Annotated in this window: 23 protein-coding genes, 2 pseudogenes and 2 riboswitches; of the genes and pseudogenes, 12 read left to right on the forward strand and 13 right to left on the reverse strand. The window is 71.0% G+C overall.

Annotation, left to right across the window (positions count from 1 at the left end; translation table 11 throughout):
- Window positions 1–19: 19 nt before the first annotated feature.
- From EV190_RS01755 to EV190_RS01765, 3 genes are all read right to left on the reverse strand, one after another.
- Window positions 20–1,183, reverse strand: a complete 1,164-nt coding sequence (locus tag EV190_RS01755; RefSeq protein WP_243742269.1) for a hypothetical protein — start codon at window positions 1,181–1,183, stop codon at window positions 20–22.
- A gap of 109 nt (window positions 1,184–1,292) precedes the next feature.
- Window positions 1,293–2,213, reverse strand: coding sequence for a CPBP family intramembrane glutamic endopeptidase (locus EV190_RS01760; RefSeq protein ID WP_133739622.1), 921 nt, complete (start codon window positions 2,211–2,213; stop codon window positions 1,293–1,295).
- 189 nt (window positions 2,214–2,402) lie between these two features.
- A complete protein-coding gene (locus EV190_RS01765) occupies window positions 2,403–2,861 on the reverse strand; it encodes a flavodoxin family protein (RefSeq protein WP_133739623.1) in 459 nt (152 codons plus the stop codon).
- A gap of 150 nt (window positions 2,862–3,011) precedes the next feature.
- Here EV190_RS01765 and EV190_RS01770 point away from each other — a divergent pair, with 150 nt between their 5' ends.
- Window positions 3,012–3,428, forward strand: coding sequence for a spore-associated protein A (locus tag EV190_RS01770; RefSeq protein WP_166655350.1), 417 nt, complete (start codon window positions 3,012–3,014; stop codon window positions 3,426–3,428).
- Between the two features lie 68 nt (window positions 3,429–3,496).
- Here the strand turns inward: EV190_RS01770 and cobF are convergent, their stop codons facing one another.
- Together cobF and cobN are read right to left on the reverse strand one after the other, a co-directional pair.
- Window positions 3,497–4,279 carry a precorrin-6A synthase (deacetylating) gene (gene cobF, locus EV190_RS01775; protein ID WP_133739624.1) on the reverse strand — a complete coding sequence of 261 codons (783 nt, stop codon included), beginning with the start codon at window positions 4,277–4,279 and terminating at the stop codon, window positions 3,497–3,499.
- Window positions 4,276–7,899: a cobaltochelatase subunit CobN gene (gene cobN / locus EV190_RS01780; RefSeq protein WP_133739625.1), complete on the reverse strand. Its 3,624-nt coding sequence runs from the start codon at window positions 7,897–7,899 to the stop codon at window positions 4,276–4,278. Before cobN ends, cobF begins: the two co-directional genes overlap by 4 nt.
- Window positions 7,900–8,011: 112 nt before the next feature.
- Window positions 8,012–8,203: riboswitch (cobalamin riboswitch) on the reverse strand.
- Window positions 8,204–8,237: 34 nt separating this feature from the next.
- Here cobN and EV190_RS01785 point away from each other — a divergent pair.
- The 4 genes from EV190_RS01785 (at window position 8,238) to EV190_RS01800 (ending at window position 12,010) form a co-directional block, all read left to right on the forward strand.
- Window positions 8,238–9,401: a precorrin-3B synthase gene (locus EV190_RS01785; protein ID WP_208112986.1), complete on the forward strand. Its 1,164-nt coding sequence runs from the start codon at window positions 8,238–8,240 to the stop codon at window positions 9,399–9,401.
- Window positions 9,398–10,054, forward strand: a complete 657-nt coding sequence (locus tag EV190_RS01790; protein ID WP_133739626.1) for a precorrin-8X methylmutase — start codon at window positions 9,398–9,400, stop codon at window positions 10,052–10,054. The genes EV190_RS01785 and EV190_RS01790 overlap by 4 nt, the downstream gene beginning before the upstream one ends.
- Window positions 10,051–11,598 carry a precorrin-2 C(20)-methyltransferase gene (locus EV190_RS01795; RefSeq protein ID WP_133739627.1) on the forward strand — a complete coding sequence of 516 codons (1,548 nt, stop codon included), beginning with the start codon at window positions 10,051–10,053 and terminating at the stop codon, window positions 11,596–11,598. The genes EV190_RS01790 and EV190_RS01795 overlap by 4 nt, the downstream gene beginning before the upstream one ends.
- 175 nt (window positions 11,599–11,773) lie before the next feature.
- A complete protein-coding gene (locus tag EV190_RS01800) occupies window positions 11,774–12,010 on the forward strand; it encodes a DUF397 domain-containing protein (RefSeq protein ID WP_243742270.1) in 237 nt (78 codons plus the stop codon).
- Between the two features lie 264 nt (window positions 12,011–12,274).
- Here EV190_RS01800 and EV190_RS01805 read toward each other — a convergent pair whose 3' ends face one another.
- Together EV190_RS01805 and EV190_RS24455 are read right to left on the reverse strand one after the other, a co-directional pair.
- Window positions 12,275–13,159: a hypothetical protein gene (locus EV190_RS01805; RefSeq protein ID WP_243742271.1), complete on the reverse strand. Its 885-nt coding sequence runs from the start codon at window positions 13,157–13,159 to the stop codon at window positions 12,275–12,277.
- A gap of 126 nt (window positions 13,160–13,285) precedes the next feature.
- Window positions 13,286–13,477 (reverse strand): annotated as a pseudogene (locus EV190_RS24455) (helix-turn-helix domain-containing protein); the annotation flags it as partial.
- A 91-nt stretch (window positions 13,478–13,568) separates the two neighbouring features.
- On the opposite strand from EV190_RS24455, the gene EV190_RS01810 reads away from it, so the two are divergent.
- The 5 genes from EV190_RS01810 (at window position 13,569) to EV190_RS01830 (ending at window position 17,741) form a co-directional block, all read left to right on the forward strand.
- Entirely contained in the window at window positions 13,569–14,258 is a 690-nt protein-coding gene (locus EV190_RS01810) for an HAD hydrolase-like protein (RefSeq protein WP_133739629.1), read from the forward strand.
- A 275-nt stretch (window positions 14,259–14,533) separates the two neighbouring features.
- Window positions 14,534–14,638, forward strand: coding sequence for an albusnodin family lasso peptide (locus tag EV190_RS01815; RefSeq protein WP_394345477.1), 105 nt, complete (start codon window positions 14,534–14,536; stop codon window positions 14,636–14,638).
- Window positions 14,639–14,647: 9 nt separating this feature from the next.
- On the forward strand, window positions 14,648–16,411 hold the full coding sequence (locus EV190_RS01820) for an albusnodin/ikarugamycin family macrolactam cyclase (RefSeq protein WP_133739631.1): 1,764 nt from the start codon (window positions 14,648–14,650) through the stop codon (window positions 16,409–16,411).
- Window positions 16,412–16,779: 368 nt separating this feature from the next.
- On the forward strand, window positions 16,780–17,160 hold the full coding sequence (locus tag EV190_RS23625; protein ID WP_208112988.1) for a lasso peptide biosynthesis B2 protein: 381 nt from the start codon (window positions 16,780–16,782) through the stop codon (window positions 17,158–17,160).
- A complete protein-coding gene (locus tag EV190_RS01830) occupies window positions 17,157–17,741 on the forward strand; it encodes a GNAT family N-acetyltransferase (protein ID WP_133739632.1) in 585 nt (194 codons plus the stop codon). The genes EV190_RS23625 and EV190_RS01830 overlap by 4 nt, the downstream gene beginning before the upstream one ends.
- 316 nt (window positions 17,742–18,057) lie before the next feature.
- Here the strand turns inward: EV190_RS01830 and EV190_RS01840 are convergent, their stop codons facing one another.
- Entirely contained in the window at window positions 18,058–18,513 is a 456-nt protein-coding gene (locus EV190_RS01840; RefSeq protein WP_243742272.1) for an ATP-binding protein, read from the reverse strand.
- A 178-nt stretch (window positions 18,514–18,691) separates the two neighbouring features.
- On the opposite strand from EV190_RS01840, the gene EV190_RS01845 reads away from it, so the two are divergent.
- Together EV190_RS01845 and EV190_RS01850 are read left to right on the forward strand one after the other, a co-directional pair.
- Window positions 18,692–19,438 (forward strand): GntR family transcriptional regulator, encoded by a 747-nt coding sequence (locus EV190_RS01845; protein ID WP_133739634.1) that lies wholly within the window; start codon window positions 18,692–18,694, stop codon window positions 19,436–19,438.
- A 25-nt stretch (window positions 19,439–19,463) separates the two neighbouring features.
- Window positions 19,464–19,622 (forward strand): annotated as a pseudogene (locus EV190_RS01850) (DUF397 domain-containing protein); the annotation flags it as partial.
- Window positions 19,623–19,629: 7 nt separating this feature from the next.
- On the opposite strand, the gene tgmC reads toward EV190_RS01850, so the two are convergent.
- From tgmC to cbiE, 5 genes are all read right to left on the reverse strand, one after another.
- Complete coding sequence (tgmC, locus tag EV190_RS01855; protein WP_133739635.1) at window positions 19,630–20,784, reverse strand: ATP-grasp peptide maturase system methyltransferase; 1,155 nt, start codon at window positions 20,782–20,784, stop codon at window positions 19,630–19,632.
- On the reverse strand, window positions 20,781–21,734 hold the full coding sequence (gene tgmB, locus EV190_RS01860; protein ID WP_133739636.1) for an ATP-grasp ribosomal peptide maturase: 954 nt from the start codon (window positions 21,732–21,734) through the stop codon (window positions 20,781–20,783). The genes tgmC and tgmB overlap by 4 nt, the downstream gene beginning before the upstream one ends.
- Window positions 21,735–21,738: 4 nt before the next feature.
- Window positions 21,739–22,011 (reverse strand): putative ATP-grasp-modified RiPP, encoded by a 273-nt coding sequence (gene tgmA / locus EV190_RS24460; RefSeq protein ID WP_133739637.1) that lies wholly within the window; start codon window positions 22,009–22,011, stop codon window positions 21,739–21,741.
- A gap of 303 nt (window positions 22,012–22,314) precedes the next feature.
- Window positions 22,315–23,082, reverse strand: a complete 768-nt coding sequence (locus EV190_RS01870; RefSeq protein ID WP_133739638.1) for a cobalt-precorrin-4/precorrin-4 C(11)-methyltransferase — start codon at window positions 23,080–23,082, stop codon at window positions 22,315–22,317.
- Entirely contained in the window at window positions 23,079–24,296 is a 1,218-nt protein-coding gene (gene cbiE / locus EV190_RS01875) for a precorrin-6y C5,15-methyltransferase (decarboxylating) subunit CbiE (RefSeq protein WP_133739639.1), read from the reverse strand. Before cbiE ends, EV190_RS01870 begins: the two co-directional genes overlap by 4 nt.
- Window positions 24,297–24,420: 124 nt before the next feature.
- A riboswitch (cobalamin riboswitch) is annotated at window positions 24,421–24,586 on the forward strand.
- The last annotated feature ends 17 nt before the right edge of the window (window positions 24,587–24,603 follow it).

Raw genomic sequence — 24,603 nt, forward strand, 5'->3', positions numbered from 1 at the left:
GTCTCTCGTCGGGAGTGGGTCAGTCGTCGGTGGGGGCCGGGTCGGGCATCTCGCCCTCGTCCTCCGCCGCCGCCCCGGCGCCCTCCGCGGAGTAGCGGCTCTCGATCTCGCGCAGGAGCCCCTCCAGCACCTCGTACGAGGGGGCGTTGACGACGTCCCTGGGCTGTTCGGGGACGGTGATCCCGTGCTCCAGGGCGACGTCGGTGAACTGGCCCGGATCGGCGGTGCGGAAGCCGTTGAGCGCGGCGAGCCGCTGGAGCTCGGGGTCCTCCACGAGGAGGCGGCCGACCTCGTCGCCCTCGTCGGTGAGCGGGATCAGCGTGTGCGTGGAGGTCGTGGTGGGCGCGGGGTACAGCATCACGACGTCCTGGGGGAACGCCTCCGTGTTCACCCTGGCGCTCACGAACTGCGCCTCGTACGCCCACAGCAGGGGGGTGTGCCCCGCGCCGAGCGCGACGAACTGGTCGAAGGGCTGCTGGGAGGTCCGCGGCGGGTCCCCCTGGGCCAGGAACAGCCGGGCCGCCTCGTCCACCAGCTCCGGGTCGGCCCCGGTGATGATCTCCTCGTCGTTCAGGAGGTAGCCGACGACCGCGAGGTACATCGCGGCCGAGTTGGAGCTGCGGGGGTCCGTGGTGCGGATCAGCAGCTCGTTGCGGTTGGCGGAGCTGAACCCGCCGTCGCCCGGAAGGTCGCGCCAGCGGGTGCGCTCGGCGGCGAGCTCCAGGTAGGCGGCCATGTCGAAGACCCGGACACCGTTCTCGTCCTCGCGCACGAGCCCGCCCTCCATCAGCGACCCGACCACGGACTCGCGGGTCAGGACCACCATCGGGGAGTAGAACGGCTGGTGGTCGCGGTCCGCGCCGGCCTCGGCCTTGAGGGTCTCCGCCGAGGCGGTGCTCGACGGGAAGGCGAAGTCGCGCCCCTCCAGGTCGGCCTCGGTGGCGATGGACCGCGACCCGGCGGTCTCCACCTCCACCTCGTAGCCCAGTTCGGCGAAGCGGGCGCGCACGTCGGGGTGGGAGAAGAACGGCTCCTTCTCCGAGCCGATGACCCCGCTGACGACGACCCGGTCGTCGACGATCCGCACGGCGACGACCACGGCGAGCGCCAGCGCGAGCACCACGGCGACCGAGCCCAGCACCATGACCAGCAGGGTGGGGGCTCTCCTGCTCCGTCCAGTCACGTCTCTCCCGGGTCAGCCGGAAAACCCTTCATTCCGGCGATTCTGCTCCGTCCGGGCATCGCGTCCAGATCCATCACGTGTCCGGGAGGTGTCCGGGATGTGGCCGGGATCAGACGGCGAAGGTGACCGCCGGTTCCAGGATCAGCACGAGCACCCCGGTGCGCAGCGCGATGTTGAGCCAGATGTTCCGGTAGCGCGCCCACAGGTAGCCGTAGAGCAGCCCGTTGACCCCGTAGACGGCGATGGACAGGACGTAGTCGCCGTCGACGGCCAGCACGTCGGCGCGGTAGAAGTCGACGTACCGGTTGAGGGCCGCGTAGGTGGCGGCGAACAGCAGCGCCGTCAGGACGACGCCCGCGGCCTTGCCCAGGCCGGCCTCCAGCCTGGTCTGCAGCAGGGCGCGGAAGAAGACCTCCTCCGGCAGGGCGATGGTCAGCAGGACGACCGCCGCCACCAGCAGGAACTCCACGCGCAGGGGCAGCAGCGTGGCCCACTGGCGCGCGAGGAGCACCCCCAGCGCCACCGCGGCGGGGACCGCGCCCCACCAGCGCCAGTGGTCGCGCACCCGTATCGCCAGGCGCTCCATGCCGTCCCGGGCGCCGACGGAGATGAGGCCGCCCCGGTCCACCAGCAGGACGGGGACGGCGGCCAGGAAGGCCGTCCGGGCCACCGGGGTGCCCAGGACCGTCAGGGCGTCGCCGAACACGCCGAACACCCACGAGAGCACGGCGGCTCCCAGCAGGAACCCGGCCAGGCACAGGCACAGCCGGGTGATCTCGCGGCCCACCGGGTGCCCGGCGAGGACGCGGCGCACCCGCTCGTCGAGCTCGGCCTCGCCCCGCCTGGAGGGCAGCAGCCGCAGCAGCGCGCAGCCCGCCGCGGCCGGCACCCAGGCGATCCACAGCGGGGAAGCCGTCTGCCGCAGGTCGACCCAGTCCGTCCCGCCGAACTCGGCCCCGGCGACCACGAGCACGCACACCGCGAACAGGACGGACCCCGCCCCCAGCACCCAAGCGCGCGCCTGCTCCACCCGCCCTCCCCCGGCAACCGGAGACCCAGTCTGCCCCCGGACGTCCCGAACGCCCGGGAACACCCTCGGTATGTCGTTGTTCCCCTCGCTCGCGATGATCACGAGCTTTCCGTCCCTTCAAGGTCCGGAAACGGGCGGAAAGCCCACGATCATCGCCGGCTCCGCCCCCAGCACCTTCCGGTCACCGCGCTAGGCCCGCTCCGCCGCGGCCAGCGCGGACACCGCTCCCAGTTCCCAGCAGGCCTCCCGGTCCGCGCGGCCCGGTTCGCCGATGACGGTGACCGGCGGCCGGAGGCGCTCCCAGGACATCCCCCTGGCGATCGCCTCCACCGCGCGGACGGCGCCCGCGGTGTCGTTGTTGCCGTGCGCGTAGAGGCCGTAGGGCAGACCGGCCGTCTCGTTGAGGCACGGGTAGTACACGGAGTCGAAGAAGTGCTTGAGGGCGCCGGACATGTACCCGATGTTGGCGGGCGTCCCCAGGACGACGGCGTCCGCCGCGAGCACGTCCACCGCCGTGGCCGCCAGCGCCGCGCGGGTCACCACCTCCACCCCCTCCACCTCGTCGGTCCGCGCCCCCTCCAGGAGCGCCTCCAGCATCGCCTGGGTGGACGGCGACGCGGTGTGGTGCACGATCAGCAGTCGGGCCATGACGCCAGGGTCGCACCCGACGGCCGGGAAGTCCCGCGCGGGCCGCCGCCAAGCGCCCGCCAAGCGGTTGCGAAGCGATTCGGAAGCGCGTGCTGGAAGTGTCTCCCCGGGCACCGCGCCGGGCGGTGCCGTGAAGCCGATTGGACAGGTATGCAGAAGACGCTGAAGAAGTTCGCGGCTACGGCGATGGTGGCGGGGGCAGCCCTGGCGGGCACGACGGCGCTGGCGGCCCCGGCGTCGGCGGCCACCTACAACGGGGCCTGCGGCAGCGGTTACACCGTCGTCAACTCGGCCGCCGTCGGCTCCCAGGGAACGGTCTTCCTCACCTACAACAGCTCCAACGGCTACAACTGCGCGGTCACCGTCCGCAACTCCCCCGGCTCGGCCGTCCTGATGGCGGTCGCGCTGAAGAGGTCCTCCGACATCCCGGAGAACGCCAAGCAGGACACCGGCTACTACACCACCTACGCGGGCCCGGTCTACGTCCACGGCGAGGACGCCTGCATGGACTGGCAGGGCATCATCGGCAGCGCGAACGTGCACCGCGAGGGCACCAACTGCGGCTGACCCGCTCCGCCGGGCGCCCGGCTCCGGGCCTCGCGCCGTCCCGGGGTCGGGCGCCCTCCGGCACGCCGTCAGCGGCGGCGCAGCAGGTAGGTGTCCATGACCCAGCCCCGGGCCTCCCTTGCCCGGGCGCGGGCGGCGCGGATCGGCTCCAGGGCCTCGGACAGCCGCCCCGACACGAGCTCCTCGCCGCCGGTGCCGAGGTTGGCGCCCCACCACACGTCCCAGTCGTCCCCCGGCAGGTCCGCGCAGGCGAGGCCGCCGTCGAGCATCACCACCAGGTTGTCGGCCCCCGACGCGACATCGGCGGCGAGCCGCCGACCGGTGGTCACGGTGATCGGGCTGCCGATCCGGTTGAGCACCAGCCGGTGCCGGGCGGCGAGCACCTGGACGCTGCTGATCCCGGGGACCACCCTGTACTCCAGGTCCACCTCCCCCGAGGCGCGGACGCGCTCCACCACCCGGATGGTGCTGTCGTAGAGCCCCGGGTCGCCCCACACCAGGAGGCCGACGGTCTCGTCGGGCCCGGTCTCCCGGGCGAGGACCCGCGCGTAGGCGCGGGCGCGCGCCGCGTGCCAGTCCCGGACCTCGCCGCCGTACGCGCCGTCCGCCATGGGCGCGCGGTCCCGGGGCGGGTCGGGCACCGCGATGATCCGGTAGCCGTCGCCGGTGATGTGGCGGCGGCAGATCTCCTCCCGCAGCGCGACGAGGTCCCCGGTGCCTGTCCGCCCCGCGCCCGCCTCCTTGTCGGCGACCAGGAAGACGTCCACCTCGTTGAGGGCCCGGACCGCCTCGACGGTGAGCTGGTCCGGGTCGCCCGACCCGATGCCGACGAGCAGCAGGCGCCGCGTCACGGCCGGTCCGCCCCCCGGTCCTCCAGGTCGCCCTCGACGTCCAGGTAGACCTGCCGCAGCGCGTCCATCGTCGCGGGGTCCGGCTCCGCCCAGAGCTCCCGGTCGGCGGCCTCGGTGAGCCGCTCGATGATGCCGCGCAGCGCCCACGGGTTGGCCTCGCGCAGGAACTCCTGGTTCTCGGTGTCCAGGGCGTAGGTCCGCGCGAGCGCCTCGTACATCCAGTCGGCGACCACGCCCGCCGTCGCGTCGTAGCCGAAGAGGTAGTCGACGGTCGCCGCGAGCTCGAACGCCCCCTTGTAGCCGTGGCGGCGCATCGCGGCGAGCCAGCGCGGGTTGACCACCCGCGCCCGGAACACGCGGGCGGTCTCCTCCCCCAGGGAGCGGGTGCGCACCTGGTCGGGGGTGGTCGAGTCGCCGATGTAGGCCTTCGGGTCGGCGCCGGTGAGGGCGCGCACGGTGGCGACCATGCCGCCGTGGTACTGGAAGTAGTCGTCGGAGTCGGCGATGTCGTGCTCGCGGGTGTCGGTGTTCTTCGCCGCCACCGCGATCCGCCGGTAGTTGGCGCGCATGTCCTCCGCGGCGGGCTCGCCGTGCAGGTCGCGGCCGTAGGCGAAGCCGCCCCACGCGGTGTAGACCTCGGCGAGGTCGGCGTCGGTGCGCCAGTCACCGGAGTCGATGAGCGGCAGGATGCCCGCGCCGTAGGAGCCCGGCCTGGAGCCGAAGACGCGCCGCGCCGCGCGGTCGGCGTCGCCGTGCTCGGCGAGGTCCCGCCGGGTGTGGGCCCGGACGTAGTTGGACTCCTCGGGCTCGTCCAGCGCGGCGACCATCCGGATCGCGTCGTCGAGCATCGCGACGACGTGCGGGAACGCGTCGCGGAAGAAGCCGGAGATGCGGACGGTGACGTCGATGCGGGGGCGGCCCAGCTCCTGGAGCGGGACGACGGTCAGCTCCCGCACGCGGCGGGACTCCTCGTCCCACTCGGGGCGCACCCCGATGAGGGCCAGCACCTCGGCGATGTCGTCGCCGGAGGTGCGCATGGCCGAGGTCCCCCACACCGACAGGCCCACCGAGCGCGGGTACTCGCCGGTGTCGGCGCGGTAGCGCTCGATCAGGGCGTCCGCGAGCGCCGCGCCCGTCTCGTAGGCCAGCCGGCTCGGGACGGCCTTGGGGTCGACGGTGTAGAAGTTCCGGCCGGTGGGGAGCACGTTGACGAGGCCGCGCAGCGGCGACCCCGACGGCCCGGCGGGGACGTGGCCGCCGTCGAGGGCGTGCAGGACGGCGTCGAGCTCTCCGCCGGTGCCCGCCAGGCGCGGGACGACCTCCTCGGCGGCGAACCGCAGGACGCGCTCGACGTCCGGCCCGGTCTCGCCCAGCCCCTCGGCCGCGCCGCGCGCCGCCTCAGGGTCCCAGCCCGCCTTCTCCATGGCCTCGACGAGGGCGCGGGCCCTGGCCTCGACGGCGTCGACCTCGTCGAGCCGCCCGGTGTCGCCCTCCAGGCCGAGGGCGCGGCGCAGGCCCGGGACCGCGCCCGCCTTCCCGCCCCACACCTGGGAGGCGCGCAGGACCGACAGCACCAGGTTGACGCGGGCCTCGCCCTCGGGGGCCTCGCCCAGGACGTGCAGCCCGTCGCGGATCTGCGCGTCCTTGACCTCGCACAGCCACCCGTCGACGTGCAGCAGGAAGTCGTCGAACTCGGCGTCGTGCGGCCGGTCGGACAGGCCGAGGTCGTGGTCGAGCCGGGCGGCCTGGATGAGGGTCCAGATCCGCGCGCGGATGGCGGGCAGCTTCGCCGGGTCCATCGCGGCGATGTTGGCGTGCTCGTCGAGGAGCTGCTCCAGCTGGGCGATGTCGCCGTAGGACTCCGCGCGCGCCATCGGGGGGATGAGGTGGTCCACGATGGTGGCGTGCGCGCGCCGCTTGGCCTGCGCGCCCTCCCCCGGGTCGTTGACCAGGAACGGGTAGACGAGCGGCATCGAGCCGATCGCGGCGTCGGTGGCGCACGACGCGGACATCCCCGCGTTCTTGCCCGGCAGCCACTCCATGGAGCCGTGCTTGCCGAGGTGGACGACGGCGTGCGCGCCGAAGCCCCGCTCCAGCCAGCGGTAGGCGGCGAGGTAGTGGTGCGAGGGCGGCATGTCCGGGTCGTGGTAGATCGCCACCGGGTTCTCGCCGAACCCGCGCGGCGGCTGGATCATGACCACCACGTTGCCCGCCCGCAGGGTGGCCAGCACGATGTCGCCGCCGTCGACGAAGAGCGCTCCGGGCGCCTCGCCCCAGGTCTCGGCCATCGCGCCGGTCAGCTCGGCGGGCAGGTCGGCGGTCCATTCGCGGTACCGCTCGACCGGGACGCGGACGGGGTTCCCCGACATCTGGTCGGCGGTCAGCCACTCCTCGTCCTGGCCCCCCGCCGCGATCAGCGCGTGGATGAGCGTGTTGCCCGCCTCGGTGTCGTCGTCGGCGTCCAGTCCCGGCAGCCCCTCGCCGAGGTCGTACCCGGCGTCGCGCATGGCGCGCAGCAGCCGCACCGCCGACACGGGGGTGTCCAGGCCCACGGCGTTGCCGACGCGGGAGTGCTTGGTGGGGTAGGCCGACAGCATGACCGCGATCCGGCGCTCCGCCGGGGGGATGTGCCGCAGGCGGGCGTGGGCGACGGCGATGCCCGCGACGCGCCGGCACCGCTCGGGGTCGCTGACGTAGCGGGGCAGGCCCTCGGCGTCGAACTCCTTGAAGGAGAAGGGCACGGTGATGATGCGGCCGTCGAACTCGGGGACGGCGATCTGGCTGGCGGAGTCCATGGGCGAGACGCCGTCGTCGGACCCGGCCCAGGCGTCCCGTCCCCAGGTCAGGCACAGGGCCTGGAGGACCGGGACGTCGAGCTCCGCCAGCGCCCCGACGTCCCACGCCTCGTCGTCGCCGCCCGCCCCGGCGGTGGCGGGCCGGGTTCCCCCCGCCGCCAGGACGGTGGTCACCAGCGCGTCGAAGGAGCCCAGTTCGGCGACGAGGTCGTCGGGCGCGCCGCGCAGCGAGGAGCAGTACACGGGGACGGCGACGGCCTCGCCGGTGGCGTCCACGGCGTCGGCCAGGTCGTGCACGAACCGGGTGTTCCCGCTGGTCTGGTGGGCGCGGTAGAAGAGGATGCCGACCTTCGGCCGGTCCGCCGCGCCGTCGGGGGCCGGGCGGTCGAGGAGCCCCCACTCGGGCGGCTCCGCCGGGGGGTCGAAGCCCTCGCCGCCCAGCAGCACCGTGTCGGAGAGGAACCCGTGCAGCGCGGCGAGGTTGGCCGGGCCGCCGTAGGCCAGGTAGCGGTGCGCCTCCGCGGCGGTGCCGACCGGCACGGTGGAGTGCCCCATCAGCTCCGCGTCGGGGGTCTGCTCCCCGCCGAGCACCACGACCGGCGCCCCGTGGGCCAGCACCAGGTCGAGCCCCCGCTGCCAGGAGCGGGCCGAACCCAGAATGCGGACGACCACCAGGTCGGCGCCGTCCAGGAGCGCGCGCAGCGACCCCGGGCCGTCGCCTTCGGTGTCGATGCGGGAGGGGTTGCCCAGGACGTAGTCGGCGCCGCTGGCGCGGGCCGACAGCAGGTCGGTGTCGGACGTGGAGAGCAGCGCTGCGCGGGGCATCCCGGGGCCTACCGTCGCGCTTCGGCGGACGGGACCGCGAGCGGCGGGACGGCTCGCGGCCGAACGGCGCGCGACACAGGACTGACCATGGTCGGTGTCTCCAAAACCCTCGTGGACATGACACGTCGTGGCCGGTCTCCTGGCTGTCGAATCACCGCCGGCGGACCGACCTTCCCACGCTCGCGCGCAGTGGCCCCGGGGCGGGAACCCGTCCCGGAGAGGTCCGACGACTCCTCGATCACAGTGGCGAGGGCCGCGCCGGTCTCTCACCGGCTTCCCGTTCACCACGACGGACGTCACCATACGCACTCGCCGACACCGTGTGCAAGCATGTGCCGGTGCCCGACCCACTGCCACCCGACCGCTGCCCCGGCGTGCTGCGACCCCATCTCGCGGCCGACGGCGCGCTGCTGCGGATCCGTATCCCCGGAGGCCGCGCCGCCCCTTCCACGATGGCGGCGCTCCGCCGGATGTCGTCCGAATTCGGCGACGGCGACCTCCATTTGACCTCGCGTGGAAACCTCCAGATCCGGGGGATTCCCGCGGGCTCCGACAGAAGCGTCCCCGAATCCCTGGTGAATTCCGTCGTCGAGGCCGGACTCCTGCCGTCCCCGTCCCACGAAAGGGTGCGCAACATCGTCGCCTCGCCCCTTTCCGGGGTCGTCGGCGGCCGAATGGACGTGCGGCCCGTGGTCGCCGCGCTCGACCGCGCCCTGTGCGCCGACCCGCTCCTCGCGGACCTGCCCGGGCGGTTCCTCTTCGGGATCGACGACGGCCGCTCCGACCTGGACGGACTCCCGTGCGACCTGGGCGTCCGCGCGGTCGGCGCCGCCTCGGCGCGGGTCCGGGTGGACCGCCTCCCCGGGCCGCTGGTGGAGCGGGACCGGATCGTCCCGGTCCTGACGGGCCTGGCCCGCCGCTTCCTCGGAATACGCGCGGACCTCTGGAATGTCCGCCAGCTCCCGGGAAAGGGGCGGGAACTGCTCGACGGGGAGGAATTCGACGATTCCGGAGACGGGCCCCCCGCCTCCGGAACGGAATACCGGGGGGACCGGCCCGGGGAAGTCCACGGCGTTTTCGCCGTCTCGGATTCCGAGGCCGCGGTGGCGGGTTCCGTCCCTCTCGGAATCCTCACCCCCCGGATCCAGGACGCGCTCGTCGAATCGGCCGCGCACGACTCCGGTGCGATCATCCTCACCCCGTGGCGGGGCGCCGTCGTGGCCCCGGTCCGCGCGGACCGCGCCGACCGCGTGGCGGAGTCCCTCTCCCGGGCCGGGCTGGTCGTGGACCCGGACTCCCCGTGGACCCGGATCAGCGCCTGCGCCGGCTCCCCCGGCTGCTCCAGGAGCCGCGGCGACACCCGGTCGCACGCGACGGCCCTGGCCCGGCGGCTCGCCGGGCCCGGTTCCGACCGCTCCCCCGTCCACGTCGTCGGCTGCGAGCGCGCCTGCGGCGCGCCGCGCGGCCCCCACTCCCTCGTCCTCGCCGGAGGAGCCCCGTGACCCAGCCCCCTCGGCGGCCGCCCCGCCGCTACGAGTACGAGACCGACGGCGCGGGGATCTACGTCCGCTCCTTCGCCACCATCCGCGCCGAGGCCGACCTGTCGAAGGTACCCGCCGACGCCGAGAAGGTCGCCGTGCGCATGATCCACGCCTGCGGGCAGACCGACCTGGGCCGCGACCTGGTCGTGCACCCCGGTCTCGTGGCCGCCGCGCGCGGCGCGCTGCGCGCGGGCGCGCCGATCCTCACCGACGCCCACATGGTGGCCTCCGGGGTGACGCGCTCGCGCCTGCCCGCGGGCAACGAGGTGCTGTGCCTGCTGCGCGACCCCCGGGTGCCCGCCCTCGCCGAGGCGTGGGGGACCACCCGCTCGGCGGCGGCGGTGTCCCTGTGGGGCGACCGCCTGGACGGCGCCGTCGTCGCGATCGGCAACGCCCCGACCGCCCTGTTCCACCTGCTGGAGCTGCTCGACGCGGGGGCTCCCCGCCCGGCGGCGGTCATCGGGGTGCCGGTCGGGTTCATCGGCGCCGCCGAGTCCAAGGACGCCCTGGCCGCGCACCCGATGGGGATCCCCCATCTGGTGGTACGCGGCCGCCGCGGCGGCTCCGCCATGGCCGCCTCGGCGGTCAACGCCCTCGCCCAGGAGAGAGAATGAGCAGCACCCCCGGCCGCCTGCACGGCGTCGGCCTCGGCCCCGGAGACCCCGAGCTGATCACCCGCAAAGCCGCCCGGCTCATCGGCGGGGCCGACGTGGTCGCCTACTACTCGGGGACGCACGGCCGCTCCATCGCGCGGTCCATCGCCGCGGAGCTGATCCCCGACGGAGCCGTCGAGGAGCGGCTCGTCTACCCGGTCACGACCGGGACCACCGACCATCCGGGCGGCTACGACGGCGCCATCGCGGACTTCTACGACGCGTCCGCCGAGCGCCTGGCCGCGCACCTGGCCCGGGGGCTGGACGTGGTGGTGCTGTGCGAGGGCGACCCGCTGTTCTACGGCTCCTACATGTACCTGCACGACCGCCTGGCCCCGCGCTTCCCGGCCGAGGTCGTCCCCGGGGTGACCTCGGTGTCGGCGGCCTCCGCCGCCACCGCGAACCCGCTGGTGCGCCGCACCGACGTGCTGACGGTCCTGCCCGGCACCCTCCCCGTCCCCGAGCTGGCCCGGCGCCTGGCCGACGCCGACGGCGCGGCGGTCATGAAGCTGGGCCGCACCTTCGGCGGGGTCCGCGACGCCCTGGAGCAGGCCGGACGGCTCGACGACGCCGTGTACGTCGAGCGCGCGTCGATGGAGGGGCAGCGCGTCCTGCCCGTCCGGGACGTGGACCCCGCGAGCGTCCCCTACTTCTCGGTGGTCCTGGCCCCCGGGGACACCGCGCCGCGCAACCGGGGCGTGGCGGACCGGTCCCGCGCGGGCCTCGCGTCCCCCGAGGCGCTCCCGGCCGTCGACGCCCCGGCCCCGGGGCCCGCCGAACTGCTCGTGGTCGGCCTCGGCCCCGCCGACGGGCGGTGGCTGACCCCGGAGGCGGCGGAGGCGCTCGCCGGGGTCGACCACGTCGTCGGCTACGGCCCGTACGTGGACCGCGTCCCGCCGCGCCCGGGGCAGCGGCGGCACTCCAGCGGCAACACGGTGGAGGTGGACCGGGCGCGGCTGGCCCTGGACCTGGCCCTGGCCGGGGAACGGGCAGCCGTGGTGTCGGGCGGGGACGCGGGAGTGTTCGGGATGGCGTCGGCGGTGTTCGAGGCCGCTCAGGACCCCCGTTACGCGGAGGTCCCGGTGCGGGTCCTGCCCGGCCTGTCGGCGGTCCAGGCGGTGGCGGCCAGAGCGGGCGCCCCGATCGGCGGCGACTTCGCGGTGCTGAGCCTGTCCGACCGGCTCAAGCCGTGGGAGGTCGTCGAGGCCCGGCTGGACGCGGTGGCCCGCGCCGACCTGGTGCTCGCGGTCTACAACCCCGCGTCCCGCTCCCGCACGACCCAGGTGGCGCGCGCCCGCGACGTGCTGCTGCGGCACCGCCCGGGCGACACCCCGGTGGTCGTCGGCCGTGACGTGGGCCGCGACGGCGAGTCCCTGGAGGTCACCACCCTCGGCAAGCTCGACCCGGGCACCGTCGACATGCGCTGCCTGCTCATCGTCGGGGCCTCCACCACCTCGGTGACCCCGTCGGGCGCGGTGTGGACCCGCCGATACGTGCGCGGGTGACGGCGAGGACGACCCGCCGGAGCCGGGACGGGCGGGTCTTGCGGGCGTAGTAGGCGGGTGTGGCGTGGGCGGGCCAGTGGTCGCCGTGCCGGTGGGTCCCGACGGCGATGGCGCGCAGGCGGGCGATGGAGTCCACGACGTCGCGGGGGGCGGGGAAGTCGTCGCGGGTGGGCCGTTGCCCGGTGACGGGGTGCGGTTCGAGCGGGTGCAGGAAGCGGGGGGCGGGCAGGAACCGGCGCGGTCGCGGCGCGGGGGCAGCCGCAGCGGGTCCCACGGCGAGTGCGTCGAGGTCGCCGACACCCCCGGAGCATCCGCCGTGCGCGACACCCGGAACCGGGACAAGGCCACCCTCCTCTTCCCTGCTGCCGAGTGGCGCGCCTTCCTCACCGCCGCCAAACACGACCGGCTCTGAATTCTTCTCCCGCACCGTGATCGCGGTGCGGGAGAAGAATCAGAGTCCTGAGTGAGCCGCGATCGACGACACCACAACCAGTCGGCCGCGAGCCGACGAAGCGGTAGCTCCCCGGCCGAACCGGTTTCAGCGAGTTCACCCAGGTGACCCAACGGTTGGCGACAACGCCGACCACGAACTCGGCGCTCCCGTCGCGGGCGACGTCCTCAAACGGGCAGTTCAGATCATGGCTCGTCCAAGCCGACGGCTGGGAAGACGGTGTCTTTACCCGGTGAGACCGATGCGTTCGGCGAGACGGTGGACCTGTGGTGCGAGGCTGCGACGCGCATGCTTAAGGACTCCTCGCACGACATCGTGCGCTACCGGGTCGTACCGCAGGTCCTCGGGGCTCGTCCGCTCGGCTTTCAACAAGTGGACGACAGCGGCGTCTTCGTCCTGGCTCTGGTGGTAGCAGCGAGCGACATCCAGAAAGAACGTGGTGTGCCGTTCTCGGGAAGGAAGAGGAGCGGGATCGACCCCGGCCGCGATACGCAGGGCATCGGCTGTCGCGCCGTCTTCCAGTTCGACGTACATGGCGTGCAGGGCGACGTTGGCCGGTCCGAAAGCCGTCCACAGCACATTGCCTTCACCTGTGCGCCCGGAGGCAGCCACAGCTTGCCCGTGCACGCGCTTCCGAGCCATCCGGCCGCGGTTTGATCGCGCTGCGGCAACCGCAGCGGTCAACCACAACGCTCCGGACAACGCCGTCAGTTCTTTACTGCCCTCCGGGTGCCTCTCGGCCGCATCGACGGCTGCCAGGGCTACATCCTCGGCGGCTTCCGGTTCGTCTTGGGCGAGTAGGGCGTGCGCGATGTTCCACTGGGCACCAGCCGTGTACACGGGGGACGAAAGCCGGTCCGCTGCCGCCTTACCGCGATCAGCCGCAATGAGGGCCAAGTCGGAGCGGCCGATCCGCCGGGCGAACGTCCGGAGCAGGAAGTAGCCCTCACAGGCGACCTTGTGCGCGTCCTCGCCGGCGGCCATGCTTTCGGAGCGCCGTCGAATATCGGTGACCAGGTCGATGATCGTCCCGGCCAGACGGGTGTAGCGGTCTTCTCTGTTCTGCCATGTGAACCAGGCGTGCCGGACCTGTCGGCTGAGTTCGGCCACCCCTGGGGCTCCTCCCTCAGGGGCTACTGGAACCGGTGCCATAAGTGCCTGGTGGAGGCCGCTCCCAAGATCCGTGCGCAAGGAGGAGGGCCTGCGTTCGGGGAAGTCTGAGACCAGGTCCGCCACCGATACACCAAGCACCTTCGCCAGTGCTTCGAGTGCCGACAGCGACGGGGTCCGATGCCCCCGCTCGACCTGCCCCAGATATTCGGGATGGAGTCCGGCAAGCCCAGCGATGACGGCCTGGGACTTTCCACGTTGAGTCCGGTACCACCGCAAACGCCGACCAACGACCTTCTCCAGCGACGACGACATCATTCCGCCTTTCCGGAATGGAGTGGTGGATGCACGGTAGGGAACACGTTGAGCCTTCAGGACCGATGAGTGCAAGAGACGGGAAAGCGCCAGTATGACTCTTCTTCTCTGGGATGTTGACCACACACTGATCGAAACCGGCGGAGTTGGGACCGAGGTGTTCGGCGACGCCTTCAAGAAGGCCACCGGAAGGCCGATGACAGCAGGAATGGTCAGAGCCGCAGGCCACACCGAACCCACCTTGTTCATGAGGACACTCGAACTCAACGGGGTCGAACCGTCCCCGGAGTGCTTCACCGTTTTCTCCCGGGCCCAGGCGGAAGGATACCGGTCACGGCTACGGGTCCTGAAAACTCGGGGCCGAGCACTACCAGGTACCACCGAGCTTCTTCGAGAGCTAGACCGCCGCTCCGATGTCATCCAAACCGTTCTCACCGGAAACACTCGCGAATCCGCTCAGATCAAACTCGAGGCATTCGGTCTCACCCCCTACCTCCATCTCGAGATCGGAGCCTACGGAGACGAGGCCCCCGACCGTCCGGCCCTTGTCGCCATCGCGAGAAAACGGGTCCAGAACAGGTACAAGACCATCGTCACCCCTGATACCACAATCCTCATCGGAGACACCCCTCAGGACATCAAGGCCGCGCATATCGGCGGAGCACGGGTGATCGCCATCGCCACCGGCTCCAGCACCGTCGAGGACCTGTCAGGAGCCGACCTCGTACTCCCCAGCCTGGCGGAAGAGGAGCACGTTCACTCTCTCATCGAGTTCATTGCCTGATCCGAAAAGTAAACCGACTTTCCCAAAATGAGACAACCTTCATTTTTCCGACTTTAGGAGGCTCCTGGGCGAGGGCTTCGCCCAGACCTCTTCGCTCCCCCTGCGCCGGGTGAGAACCCAAGCCGGGAGCTTGGCTTCTTTCCCATCCGAAGGATTAGCGTCCATCGCGGAACCCGATGATGAGCTTCCGGTCCTTCCTCGACCCTTCTAAAGGCCAGAAGAAGGAAGCTTGAGAAGCCCCCGGATTCCGGGAAGGAGGTGAGACGAGAATGACCTTGGATGAGATTGACGAGCTCATCGTCGAGATGGGCGACATCGCTGACATGACTCTCGGAGGCAACGCTTCCACCAACGAGAACAAGCGTGAGATCTACGAGTGACGACTCAAGGTGCCCGGCTCCCGCAGCCGGGCACCCATCCCGTCGAGAGAGGAGGAAGCCTTGTGGTGCTTCGGTGGGTTCTCAGGGGAGTCTTCTGCTTTAAGACCGAAGGACTCCCGCCTTCTCTGGAGCGACACTCCGAACATATGGGTCAGTGGCCAGACCTCTGACAGTGACGTTCGGTGCACACGGCATGGTGACCGCCGAATCGCGGTATTCGGACCGAACTCGGTACCTGACGGTGAGCTGATTCGTTTGGGAGTAGAGGGGGTCCCCGACGACGCCGCGTGGAAATGGCCCGGCTCGTACGTCGTCATCGAAATCTCTTCGACCGGAACCAGTATCTGGACCGATCTGTGTTCAGCCCAGCCCGTCTACACGCTTCCTGTTGACCGCGGCACCCTATGGGCCTCCAGTTCCCGACTGCTTGCTTCCCTCAACGGCATGCACCTGGACCTCGACCACCTCATTCACCGCTTGGTGGCTTCCGGTTCGTCCTTACAGGCTGCTGATCGGTCATACTTCGCGGATGTGAGCCTGGTTCCGGCAGCCCACCGGTTTTCCCTGGACACAGCTGGCCGGAGCACGACTCGACCGCTATGGCACCCTCGTTTCCACACCGAAAACCACGCTCGCCGACTTCGCGGCGCGTTGGAGGAGGCAGTCGCACTCCGTGTGGACAAGGCGAAGGTCCCGTCAACGGACTTCTCCGGAGGGTTCGACTCGACTGGACTGGGCTTGTTGGCCGCTGAACGGCTCCACCCGGAGCGCGTGATCATCGGTGTTACCGTGCATCCCGCAGGAGTGGTAGAGGGTGGGGACATCGACTACGCGCGGGAAGCCGCAAGCCATCCCGGCATCCGGCACGAATGGATGGCTCTGGGGTGTCAGCACTCCCCCTACCAAGGGATCAGCAGCGTCACCCCGAGTGACGAACCTGCTCCCTCCACGGTGGCCTACGCAGCACTGTCCGCTCAATTCCAATGGATGCGGGACCGTTTCGGTTGCGATCACCACATGACAGGCGATGGTGGCGACAGCCTTCTGACCACACCGGTCACGATCGTCAACGACCTGTTAGGGAGCGGCCGTTTACCACGAGCCGTCGCGGAGGTGTTCCGCTGGGCGAGACTTCGCCAGACATCGGCCTGGCAGGCGTGGAGGTCTGCCCGTGGAAACCGTGAAGCACCGGATACACCCGGCTGGCTTACCGGCGATGCCCTTGAGCGGCTGAACTCGTTACCGGACGGAGTTCCGGACAGGTTCGGAGGCGACTCGACAGCTTTGAAAGCTGTACTCAACAGCATGTCCGAAATCGGGCGCAGTGCTCGCAGCGAATCCCAGCTCGCCGAACCTTTCGGAATTCAACTCCACAACCCCTATACGGACTCCGCTGTCGTAAACTCCTATCTGTCAATTCATCCAAAACGGCTGCCAAGTCCTAGCCACTACAAACCGGTCATGGCCGAAGCGATGCGGGACCTTTTTCCGGACCGACTCCTTCGGCGGACCACGAAAGGCGACGCTTCCAGCGATCACTACAGAGGAATTCGTAATGCACTGCCTGAAATCCACGAACTGATGGACGGAGCACTCAGCGACCTCGGGCTTGTCAAGCCTGACTCCCTGCGCCATTCCGTGTCCCGAGCCGCAGCAGGTACCACCACCCACTTGTCCTCGATCAAGAACGCCGTTTCCACCGAAATATGGGTACGAGCTCTGCGGGCCGCTCCGCCAGTGGCATGGATTGCCAGTGAGAAGGAGATACGGTGATGATCCGGTACGTTCGCGCTCCCGATCACATCGCGGCTTGCGACCTCGGCCCCGCCACCGTCATCTTGGACTACCGTTCAGGCCGAGTGCACACACTTATCGGCGCGGCGGCACGCTGGTGGACCGAGCTCTCCGGGACCGGTGACATGTCGAGACCGACCGCGCTACCACCGCGAGCCGCGCGTACGCTCTCCTCTCACCTCCTCTCAACCGGGGCACTGGAAGACAGCTCTTCAAAGCGGCCGTGGGCGCCTCCACTCAAAGGAAGGCCCTGGGAACCGAGCTGGGGAGTCCATGAGGTCCGCTTCGCCTTGAGCGAGATTCCTTCGGCTCCCGTACGGTGGACCCTGATCGGGATTGGAGCACTCGTGGCCACCCTGGCGGTACAACGGGCCGGAGCCAAGACCGCGAGTATGGCGAGGTTGACGGCTCTGGTCGGAGCGGTCAACCGGCGTCGCCGTATTCCGGCCTCTCCGGGAGAGGTTCTCGATGCCGTCCATGCGGTCAGGCGCGTGGCCCTCGCGAGCCCTTTTCGAGTGGCCTGCCTGGAAGAATCCGTGGCGGCCGTGATCATTCTGGCGATGTTGGGGAAAAACGCACGCTGGTGCCACGGAGTGGCCGCTGATCCGATCCGGTTGCACGCCTGGGTGGAAACGCCTGATGGCGACGCGGCGGCCGAGCCGCCATCGACACGGCGCTACACGAGAACACGCGTCATCCCTGAGACGAAGGAACCGGTAACCGCATGAGTGACTCCGACATCTGGTTGCGCGGTGCGACCGCCGGGATCGGACCGGTTCGGGCCGACCTGGTCGAGGAGTACTGGAGGTGGGAGCAGGAAATCCCGACCATCGTCGGGTACAACCGGCAGACACCCCAGCCGATCGAGGTCAGCCGCAAGATCTACGACACCTACGACCGCACCTGCGACAACCAACTCAAGTTCACCATCTACGACGTCACCTGCCAGAGCCCGCTTCCCGTTGGGTTGGCCCAGGTGTACATCGACGTCATGCGCCGCAACGGCGAGTACGTGGTGGCTCTTACCAGAGAGTCCCGAAGCAAGGGGATCGGAACCGAGGCGTCCCGCCTTGTCCTGGACTACGCCTTCCACATCACCAACCTGCGATGCGTGTACCTGACCGTGATCGAACCCAACAAGGGGGCGATCACGGCATACGAGCGCGCCGGGTTCAGACGCCAGGGGGTTCGCCGCAACTCCAACCAGTGGCTGGGGCGAACCGTCAACGAGGTGCTGATGGACGCCATTCCCGAGGACTTCGAAGGGCCGTCACTGGTGAAGGCCCAATTCGATCACCTGGAGGGCTGAGACCACGGCGGTCGCAGAAGGTCCGCAAGGGTCACATGCCATGAGGATGGCGTCGGCGGTGTTCGAGGCCGCTCAGGTCCCCCGCTACGCGGAGGTCCCGGTGCGGGTCCTGCCCGGCCTGTCGGCGGTCCAGACGGTGGCGGCGCGGAGGCCGGGGGCAGGGCCGGGGCCGAGGATGCCGCCGTGTGTGACGGTGCCGGTCATGGGTGTCGGGATCCTTTCCGTGGTCCTGTTTTCCCGGTGATCTTGCTCTTTTCCGGGTTCCGAGCGAGTCTGAGGCCGGAAAAGAGCAAGATCACCGAGGAAACGCCGGTGGTCAGGCGGTGTGCACGAAGCGGGGCAGCCCGGCGGGGACCTGTGCGGGGTCCACGGGCAGGTCGGCCCACACCACCAGGCCCAGGTTCAGGGTGGGGTGCGCGAACACCGGGTAGAAGCCCCAGCCTTTGGCGAGCGCCGACACCATGAGCAGGCCCCGGTGGCGTTCGGAGGTGAACCAGTCGTCGCCGGACAGTTCCGCCACAACGGGCCGGGTGTCGGTGAAGCCGCCGTCGGCGACCTCCACCCGCAGCAGCCCCGCCTCGGGCAGCGACAACCTGCGCACCACCTCCCCGCCCTCGCCTCCCGAGGCGGTGTACTCCACGTCGTCCACCAGCCCCGGCGCGAACCCGGACAGGTCCCTGCGCACGTGCGAACGCACGACAGCGGCTTGCTTCAGCGACCCCTCGTAGATGCGCGGCTCCCACCGCACCGGCGCGAACACCCCAGACGACACCACGGGCGCCCCCACAGGATCAAGCCGCCTCTCAGCGGCGCGTGTACCGCAGCTTATATATACCTTGAATATACGGTTCGTGTTGTGAAGGCAAAGGACTTCCGCAGAAGGTCAGGCAGACAACCCGTCCTGTCGGTGATCATGATCTAGTAGGCATATATGCGGTAGGAAGGAAGCCATGACCCCTGAGATACAGAGACCGAGCCCGCCGTACGCGCAGATCGCGGACCACTACCGAGACCTCATCGCCACCGGCGCGCTGCGCGAAGGCGACCGCCTGCCCACCGTCGTCGATATGGCGGAGAAGTTCTCGGTCTCACCCGGGACCGCGCACAAGGCGGTCAGGCAGCTGCGCGGGGAGGGGCTGCTCCGCACCACCCAGCAGGGCACCGTCGTGCTGGGTCCCCGTGCGCTCCCCGCCCCGGCGGAGCGAATCCGGCGGTTGAAGCCTTCCGACCACGACATCGTCGACGTCAACGAGGTCGGGGGCGTGCCCATGCTCCCCAGCATCGGAGCGGCCCTCGGCATCAACGCCGACGCGTTGAACATGACGGTGATCCGACGCCAGGCCGTCACCTACCGGGAGGGCCGCCCCTACCGGCTCTCGGTGAGCTGGCTTCCAGCGCCTTTCTCCCATGACGTCCCGGAACTGTTGGTGGCCGAGCCGATTCCGAACATCCTGCACCTCATTGGGGAGCGCACCGGCCGGAACGCCACTCACGGCCGCGACTACTTCGAGGGGCGTACGGCCGACGCCAGAGAAGCCGCGGCCCTGGAGATCGACGAAGGCGCGGCGGTCCTCGCGGGCACCTCCGTATGGAGCGACGGCACAGGCCCCATCCAGTACTACGAGTTCGTGGCACCACCGCGCCACGCCGTCACCAACGACTACCTGCTCGAAACGCGGGCGGAAGACCCCGCGTGACCGAAGGCCGCGCGAGTGGAGAAAACCGAGCCGCAGCGGGTCCCACGGCGAGTGCGTCGAGGTCGCCGACGCCCCCGGAGCGTCCGCCGTGCGCGACACCCGGAACCGGGACAAGGCCACCCTCCTCTTCCCTGCTGCCGAGTGGCGCGCCTTCCTCACCGCCGCCAAACACGACCGGCTCTGACCCCGGGTCAGACCGGCAATCGCCACGACGGCCCGTCCGGGGTTTCCAGCCACACCCGTTGGCCGCCCGGCGCAGCGGTGAGCCCGAACGCGGAGGCGTGCGGCGACCCCGCGTCCCGCCACACCGCGACGGCCTCCTCGACCGCGTCCCAGAGGCGCACCGGCCCGTGCTGGGCGACCCGCCAGCCGCCCCCTTCCGAAACGCGCACCCGGGCCTGCGACCCGGTGGACACGTCGAGCAGTCCGCCTTCGGACCCCATCCCGTACCGCACCGCCGACGGGGCCGCGAGCTGGGCCACGAACACGCCGGTCCAGTCGTCGAGCACGTCCAGGCCGACCGGGGTGTCCCGTTCCGGTGCGCCCGACGGGAAGAACACCGGTCCGCGCGGCGGCGGCTGGTGGGAGCGCGCCATCATGAACGACCGGAACCCCGGCAGGAACCGCCCCGACGCGGTGCCCTCGTCGTCGACGTCGAGCAGCACCTGCGCGTTGGCGTGCAGCCATCCCGAAAGGGTCACCAGGATCTTCGCGCCGGTGTCCACCTGGTACAGCCACGGCGGAGGAACGTAGCGAAAGGCGCACGTGGCGATGATCCGGTCATGGTCACGCCCTCCCGCCCCGCCGAACCCGTCCCCGACACGCAGATCAGGCTCGTACCCCAGAGCCGCCAGAGCGGTCCGGGCCCGGGCCGCCGTCCCCGGGTCGACCTCGACCGAGGTGACCTGCCCGGCTCCGGCCCTGTGGCACATCAACGCGGTGGAGTATCCGGTGCCGGTACCGATCTCCAACAGGTCCTGACCGTCGCGGACGTCAAGGTCCTCGAGCATCCCCACGACCAGGCCGGGAAGCGACGACGACGACGTCGGTGCTCCCGCGACCCGGTCGAAGGCGTCGACCGCGTCGACGCCCCCGACCTGGGTCACCCACGTCTCGTCCCGGTAGACCAGGTCGAGCCACCCGGGTTCGCCGATCTCCGATCTGCGCAGAACCGACCAGGTATCGGTGTCGGCGTCCATCCGGTAGACGGCGTCTCCCAGGAACACCTCACGCGGCACGGCCTCGACCGCAGCTCTCCACCCGTCGCTGTGGAGCCTGCCATCGGCCGCGAGCCTGTCCGCCAATGATCTGCGGAGCGCGGCCCCGGGATCAACGCCCGTGGTCATACCCGACCTCTCTCCAGCTTTCTCGCGATCGCCGCGGCGATGCGATCGGAAGTGCCGTCACCGAACCATCCCCACTGGCCATTGGGATTGCACTCCAGGAACACCCACGTCCCGTCCCGCCCCAGTGCGAAGTCGAACGCACCGAACTCCAGTCCGAACACGGCCAAGTAACACCGCACCGCCGTGGAGACATGTTCTGGAACGTCGAGAGGGGTGTAGGTGAGAAGTGGGTAGTCCTCTCGCCAGTCCAGACGAGGGGCTCCGTCGATACGAACCGCGAACAATTCCGGGCCCACAGCGGTGAGTCGGATGTCGGCTTCCTTGTCCACCTCCGCTTGGAACAGGTGCGCCGCTCCGGAAACGGACTCGTCGAGTTCTTCGAGAACGACTCTCCGCACCCAGATCACCCGCCCGCTACCGTCATCGGCGTGGTAGTCGCCGCGCCACAGTGGCTTGTAGACCACAGGCGCATTTGCGGTGACGAACTCCCGCGCCCGTTCCGGATCGTTGGTGACCAGGCTCGGCGGAATCGTGAACCCAGCCGAGTTCGCGGCGGCGAGTTGCGCGGGTTTGGACTCGGCGTCCCGGTTGCGCCACGGATGGTTCACGTACAGCGCCTTCGGAACGCGGGCGAGCAGCCCACCAAAACCCCATCTGGACTGGTCCACGACCCAAGCCTGATCCCGGGCATCGAGGGACTCAGGAGCACGGTACGCCGAAGGGCGTCGCCAGTACACCGACCGGACCGCCGCTATATCCGTGCTCCGCGTGGAACCGGACAGGACGCCGGACATGCCGCCATCGGTGAAGAACACGGATGCGCGCGCATGGTTGGGAAAATCACCGGGGTCAATCCGGACAACCGACACTTGACGGTTATTGAGTTCGCGAATGACGAGGTCAGCGGTGGGATCATTGACCTCGGTCACCACAAGGACGGTGTTGGACACAGAATCAGTCGGAGACCCAGTCCGTGCTGGTGTCGGTCTGAGTCCCTTGTGGCCCCTCGCCGTCCCCTCCGACCGGGGTTTCGTAGGGCGACTGGACTTCCGCGTTGGTTCCGTGCTTTCCCGCTTCCAGAGGCCGTCCGGACGGGTCGAAGTAGCGACCGGTTTGGGACTGCGGATCGAGTTCGACCCGTGAGTATGGCCGCGGAGCCGAAGCCGGATAAGGAGCCATCCGGGAGAGTCCCCACGGACGGGGATGTTCGGAAGGAGAATGGTTCATGGCAGGGGTCTCCTGATCAGCCGTAACCACGCATGATCGACGGTAACCGGGTTATCGCGACCTGTCAGCGGTTACGACCGGTTCCGGACAACGGATTCCGGGGCCGACTCCTCATCCCTTCCCACGTCAGGAGAGCCGTTTCGCTCGCATGCCCTCTTAATGTGCATTCCACTGGTCGGCGGTGGCTTTGAGATTGGTCCGCGAGGACTCCGCGGTGGTCTTGACGCTACTGCCCCGAAAGCGCGGTTTCGGGGCAGTAGCGTCAAGACCACCGGTCGCCGCCCGGACGGCTGCGGCGCGGGGTCAGGGCGCCTGGGACCGGTCGCGGTTCGGGTCGTACAAGTGGGAGCAGACCGCCTCGTCCACGCCCGGGTCGCGGCCGGCCAGGGCCGGGCCGACCAGGATGACGGCGGTGTGGCGCAGCCCGGCCACCTCCGCCTGGTCGGCGATGTCGTCGAGGGTGCCGCGCAGGACCAGCTCGTTCGGCCGGGACGCGTGGGCGACCACCACGGCCGGGCAGTCCGCGCCGTACTCGGGGACCAGCTCCTCCGCCAGCGCCCGGACCCGCCGGATCGCCAGGTGCAGGACCAGGGTGCCGCGCAGCCGCGCCGCGTTGACCAGCGACTCCGTCTCCGGCATCCTCGTGGAACGGGCCTGAGTCCGCGTGAGGACCACGGTCTGCGCGACCTCGGGCACCGTGAGCTCGGTGCCCAGCAGCGCGGCGGCGGCCGCGTACGCCGGGACCCCGGGGGTGACGTCCCAGGCCACGCCCGCCGCGTCCAGCCGCCTGGTCTGCTCGGTGAGGGCGCTGTACAGCGACGGGTCCCCCGAGCACAGGCGCACCGCGTCCAGCCCGCGCCGGTCCGCGTCCACCAGGCGCGCGGTGATCTCGTCGAGGTCCAGGTGGCGGGTGTCCACCAGTTCGGCGCCCTCCGCGCAGTGCGCCAGCACCTCGCCGTCGATGTAGGTGCCCGCGTACAGGCAGACCGGGGCGGCGCGCAGCAGCTCCACCGCGCGCAGGGTCAGCAGGTCGGCGGCCCCGGGGCCGGCTCCGACGAAGTGGACGGTCATGTCTGGTTCTCCTGATCTGTCTTCGTCGCGGCCCACTGGACGACCGGGCGGGCGGGCTCCCAGCCGGTGAAGGAGCCGAGGGGGGCCGCCCGCTCGACCGACAGGCGGACCAGCTCCCCGCCGTGCCGCCGCCACCGCCGCACCAGCCCGGCCTCGGTCTCCAGGGTCACCGCGTGGACCACCATCCGGCCGCCGGGCCGCAGGGCCGACCAGCACGCGTCGAGCACCCCCGGGTTGGACGCCCCGCCGCCGACGAACACCGCGTCCGGCTCCTCCAGCCCGGCCAGGGCGTCCGGCGCGCTCCCCCGCACCACCCGCAGGGACGGCACGCCCAGCCGCGCGGCGTTGCGGCCCACGCGCTCCGCGCGCCCGGGGTCCCGCTCGACCGCGACGGCCCGGCAGCGGGCGTCGGCGCGCAACCACTCCACGGCCACCGACCCCGCTCCGGCGCCGACGTCCCACAGCAGCGCGCCCGGGCGCGGCCCCAGCGCGCACACCGCGGCGACCCGCAGGTCGCGCTTGGTGATCTGGCCGTCGTGCTCGAAGGCGTCGTCGGGCAGGCCGGGGGTCAGGGCGAACCCGCCGCCGGTCGCGACCTCCACGCACACCACGTTCAGCGCGGGCGCGGGCCGCTCCCCCCACTCCGCCGCGACGGCGTCCGCCCGCGACTCGCGGTCGCCGCCCAGGTCGGCCAGGACGGTCATCCGGCTGGCGCCCAGGCCGTGCTCGACCAGCCGCGCGGCCACCGCCGCGGGCGTCGCGCCGTCCGAGGACAGCACGACCAGCCGCCGTCCGGGCGTGAGGGAGCGGCGCACGGCGTCGGCGTCCCGGCCCACGAGCGTGACCACGTCGACGGACTCCGCGCTCCACCGCATCCGGGCCCGCGCCAGCGCGACGGAGCTCACGGCGGGCAGGACCTCCACCCGGTCCGGCCCGAGCAGGCCGACCAGGGTGGTCCCCACCCCGGACAGCAGGGGGTCGCCGGACGCCAGCACCGCCATCCGGCGGCCTCTGTGCCGCTCCAGCAGCGCGGGAAGGCCGCTGGCCAGCGGTGACGGCCAGGTCTCGCGGACCGCCCCGGTGTCGGGGACCAGGCCCAGGTGCCGGGCTCCCCCGACGACCACCTCGGCGGACTCGACGGCCGCCCTGGAGGCGGGGGCGAGCCCCTCCCAGCCGTCGGCCCCCACGCCGACCACAGTGATCACTGGTTCCATGGCGGGCAACCCTAGTGCTCCCCCGCCCCGGGCCGCCGAGGGGGGCGGGCGCGGCGGGGTTCCGGTCCGGCCCCGGCACCCGGCCGTCCGCCGCCCACGGGCTAGACTCGGCCGCGGCAGAACCGTCGAGGTGCCCTCCGGGGGTAAACGGGAAGCCGGTGAGAATCCGGCGCAGGCCCGCTGCGGTGACCTGGGAGCCGCCGATCACGCGCACCGCGCAGCCACTGGACGCACGTCCGGGAAGGCGATCGGACGGTGTCGATCAGGAAGTCCGAATACCGGCCTCGACACGGCTGCCGCCATGCCC

Origin of the sequence: Actinorugispora endophytica, from assembly GCF_004363075.1 — a bacterium.
Classification (GTDB): domain Bacteria; phylum Actinomycetota; class Actinomycetes; order Streptosporangiales; family Streptosporangiaceae; genus Actinorugispora; species Actinorugispora endophytica.

Bases quoted from the DNA above. Each gene is read 5' to 3' on its own strand.
- EV190_RS01795 (WP_133739627.1), top strand. From the start codon at position 10,051: ATGAGCAGCACCCCCGGCCGCCTGCACGGCGTCGGCCTCGGCCCCGGA.
- EV190_RS01830 (WP_133739632.1), top strand. From the start codon at position 17,157: ATGAGTGACTCCGACATCTGGTTGCGCGGTGCGACCGCCGGGATCGGA.
- cobN (WP_133739625.1), bottom strand. From the start codon at position 7,899: ATGCCCCGCGCAGCGCTGCTCTCCACGTCCGACACCGACCTGCTGTCG.
- EV190_RS01770 (WP_166655350.1), top strand. From the start codon at position 3,012: ATGCAGAAGACGCTGAAGAAGTTCGCGGCTACGGCGATGGTGGCGGGG.
- EV190_RS01845 (WP_133739634.1), top strand. From the start codon at position 18,692: ATGACCCCTGAGATACAGAGACCGAGCCCGCCGTACGCGCAGATCGCG.
- tgmC (WP_133739635.1), bottom strand. From the start codon at position 20,784: ATGACCACGGGCGTTGATCCCGGGGCCGCGCTCCGCAGATCATTGGCG.
- EV190_RS01765 (WP_133739623.1), bottom strand. From the start codon at position 2,861: ATGGCCCGACTGCTGATCGTGCACCACACCGCGTCGCCGTCCACCCAG.
- EV190_RS01810 (WP_133739629.1), top strand. From the start codon at position 13,569: ATGACTCTTCTTCTCTGGGATGTTGACCACACACTGATCGAAACCGGC.
- EV190_RS01870 (WP_133739638.1), bottom strand. From the start codon at position 23,082: ATGACCGTCCACTTCGTCGGAGCCGGCCCCGGGGCCGCCGACCTGCTG.
- tgmA (WP_133739637.1), bottom strand. From the start codon at position 22,011: ATGAACCATTCTCCTTCCGAACATCCCCGTCCGTGGGGACTCTCCCGG.
- cbiE (WP_133739639.1), bottom strand. From the start codon at position 24,296: ATGGAACCAGTGATCACTGTGGTCGGCGTGGGGGCCGACGGCTGGGAG.